We start from the raw sequence: 3,034 nt of genomic DNA on the forward strand, positions 1-3,034 counted from the left end.
GACCACGTCGCCTAGCGGCGGCAGCGACGCCCGTTCGGCGCCGGGGGTGTCCGGCGGCAGGCGCAGGGCGGTGGCGCCGGTCTCGACGGCCTCGCGCACGGCGGCCCCGACGACGTGGTGGGCGGTCCGGAACGGCACGCCCTCCCGTACGAGGCGGTTGGCGAGGATCGTCGCGGTGACGAAGCCCTCGTCGGCGCGCTGGGCCATCCGCTCCGGCGCGGGGCGGGCGCCGCTCACGAGCACCTGGGCCAGGAGTACGGACTCGGTGACGGTGTGCAGGGCGCCCCAGGCGGGGGCGACGGCCTCGGTGCCGACCTCGATGGAGTTGGTGAAAGGGGTGGACTTCATGGTGGCGGCGGCGGCCGTCCAGGCGCCGAGGGCCACGCCCGCCTTGGCCTTGACGTGCTCCAGCAGGAACGCGTTGCGCTTCTGCGGCATGGCCGAGCTGCCGCCGACGAGCCGTTCGGGGAATTCGATGAACGCGAACTCCTGGGTGCTCCACAGCTGGAGGTCGGTGGCGAGGCGGCTGAGCGTCATGCCGGCGCCGCTGATGACGGCGAGCGCCCGCAGCACGCCGTCCCGGCTGGCGACGGCGTCCATGGCGTGCAGCGGGGGCCCGTCGAAGCCCAGGAGGGCGGCGGTGCGGGCCGGGTCGATGGGCAGGTCCGTACCGGAGACTGCGCCCGCGCCCAGCGGGCAGCGGCCGAGTCCGGCCAGGGTGTGGCGCAGGGCGTCGATGTCCCGGTCGAGGGCGACCGCGATACCGGCCAGGTAGTAGCCGTAGGTGATGGGCATGGCGGGCTGGAAGTGCGTGTAGACCGGCATGACGGTGTGCCGGTACGCCCTGGCGCGGGAGAGCAGGACGCCTTGGAGGCGCAGCACCTGGCCGAGGAGCTCGGCCAGTTCCGTGCGCAGCCGCATCGCGGTGATGGTGGCCTTGATGTCGTTGCGGGAGCGGCCGGTGTGCAGCTTGCCGCCGATGTCCGCGCCGAGGGCCGCCACCAGGTGGCTCTCGTACATCAGGTAGAGGCCGCGGGGGGCGGGTTCGTCGAGCAGTTCGGCGAAGCCGGTGGCGCGCAGCTCGCCGATGCGGTCGAGGAGGGCCGCGGCGGCCGGGGCGGGCAGCAGGTCCCGTTCCGTCAGCATGACGACGTGGGCCAGGTCGATGGTGGTGGTGAAGCCGAGTTCGCGGCGGATCTCGGCGGGCCCGGGGTCGCCGTAGACGACGTGCCGGGTGCGGGCGCCGAGGGTGGCGGTGAGCCTGCCCGTACCGCTCATGAGAGCGCCTCGGCGTCGCGCGGGGCGGCGGCGGCCATGGCGACCGCGCCGGGTATGCGCCCGTACGGGCTGCGCTGCCAGGCGAGGCGGCTCCAGCGGTCCTCGGCCTGGTCGATGCGGGTGAGTTCGACGGGCTCCGCGGGGAGCGCGGCGCCGGCGTGGCCGTTCTCGGCGAGCCAGGCGTCGTCGTAGACGGTGGCCTGGTAGCGGTAGCCCTCGTCGGGGAGCATCACCACGCACAGCGAGTCGGGGTTGCGCCGGGCCCACCACTCGGCGGCGAGGTAGGCGGCGCCGCTGGTGGGGCCCTGGAAGAGGGCGTGCTTGGCGTGCAGGCGGCGGGTGGCGGCGTACGCCTCGGTGGCGGTGCACCAGTGGACGTCGTCGAAGACGGTGTGGTCGAGGTTGCCGGGCCAGAGGCTGTTGCCGAGGCCGCGCAGGGCGCGGGGGCCGTCGGGCTGGCCGAAGAGGACGCTGCGGTGGGTGTCGACGCCGACGGCCCGGGTGTGCGGGGTCTGTTCGCGCAGGGTGCGGACGGTGCCGCACATCGAGCCGCCGGAGCCGACGGGCCCCACGACGCAGTCGATCCGGCCGAGCGTCTGGGTGAGCTGCTCGGCGACGACGGCGTACGAGCGGGGGTTGTCGGGGTTGGTGTACTGCTCGGGGCAGAAGGTGCTGGGCCGCTCGGCGCGGATCTCGGCGAGTCTGCGCAGCCGGGCCTCCTGGAAGCCGCCGGTGGGCGCGGGTTCCAGGCAGATCTCGATCCGGGCGCCGAGGTCCTCCAGGCGGCGGAAGAGGTTGGCGTCGATGGCGGGGTCGCTGACGAGGATCAGGTCCCGTTCCATGAGGGCCGCCTGCATGGCCAGGGCGAGGCCGAAGGTGCCCGACGTCGTCTCGGTGATGACGGTGTCCCGGTCCAGGTCGCCGCGTTCCATGGCGCGGCGCAGGATATAGCGGGCCGGCAGCAGCTTCATCAGCGTGAAGACGGCCCCGTACAGATTCGGGCCGAGACGCACGAGCCGCGGCATCATCTGCGCCTCGGTGATCTCCTGGAACATGGGCATGGTTGCCCCCATGAAAGCTCCCTGCGAATTCGGGGCGAACAGAAATAACGAGGGTGCCGACCCACGCGGAAGAAATCGGTTGCGGACGTTCCGGACTACGGTCCGGATTCCGTCCCATCGATTCCGTCACCGAATGACCCCGTCACCTGATGACCGGAAATTCAGCCCACCATCCCCCGTCAGGACTGCGCAGCCAAGGACCGCTCCGGTGCGCGCATTCGGCAGTCGATGCCGACAACACCGACAATACCGATGAGCACCAAAGCGGTTCGACGCTACCCACTAGATCAAGAACAGTCAAAGGCCGCCCGGCCCTTCCTGAACGGTCACAGGCGATTCTGTTGCCGGGCGGAGGAGGGACGTAAGGGCATTGTCGCGGCGCGGCTTCCTACCGGAATCCGGACGGGTCCGCAAGGGTGGCCCCGGACACGCCGAAGGGCCGGGACGGATGATTCCGTATTCCCGGCCCCACACAGTCTCGGCGCCCCCGGCCTACACAGACAAGCGGATTCCCGGAATCCGGAATTCGGGGCGTCAGGAGGTCGTCCAGTCGCTCAGGTCGAGTCGCTCAGCCGCTCAACCGCTCAGGTCGAGTCATCCCGCCGCTCAGTCGGAACGCGCGGCGGTCTCCGCGGCGCGTTCGCCCGCCCGCTCCCCCGCGGGCCGGGCGAGCCGCGGGCCGTCCGGTACGAGCG

The 3,034-nt window shown here is 72.1% G+C and carries 2 protein-coding genes; both read right to left on the minus strand.

Going from position 1 to position 3,034, the window contains the following annotated elements; translation table 11 throughout:
• A partial coding sequence (gene argH / locus ACFU99_RS39110; RefSeq protein WP_384402134.1) for an argininosuccinate lyase occupies nucleotides 1–1,278 on the minus strand: 1,278 nt, incomplete at its 3' end.
• On the minus strand, nucleotides 1,275–2,351 hold the full coding sequence (locus ACFU99_RS39115) for a cysteine synthase family protein (RefSeq protein ID WP_384402136.1): 1,077 nt from the start codon (nucleotides 2,349–2,351) through the stop codon (nucleotides 1,275–1,277). The genes argH and ACFU99_RS39115, both read right to left, overlap by 4 nt.
• Nucleotides 2,352–3,034 lie beyond the last annotated feature (683 nt).

It is taken from the genome of Streptomyces sp. NPDC057654 (assembly GCF_042800135.1).
Classification (GTDB): domain Bacteria; phylum Actinomycetota; class Actinomycetes; order Streptomycetales; family Streptomycetaceae; genus Streptomyces.

Bases quoted from the DNA above. Each gene is read 5' to 3' on its own strand.
- ACFU99_RS39115 (WP_384402136.1), bottom strand. From the start codon at position 2,351: ATGGGGGCAACCATGCCCATGTTCCAGGAGATCACCGAGGCGCAGATG.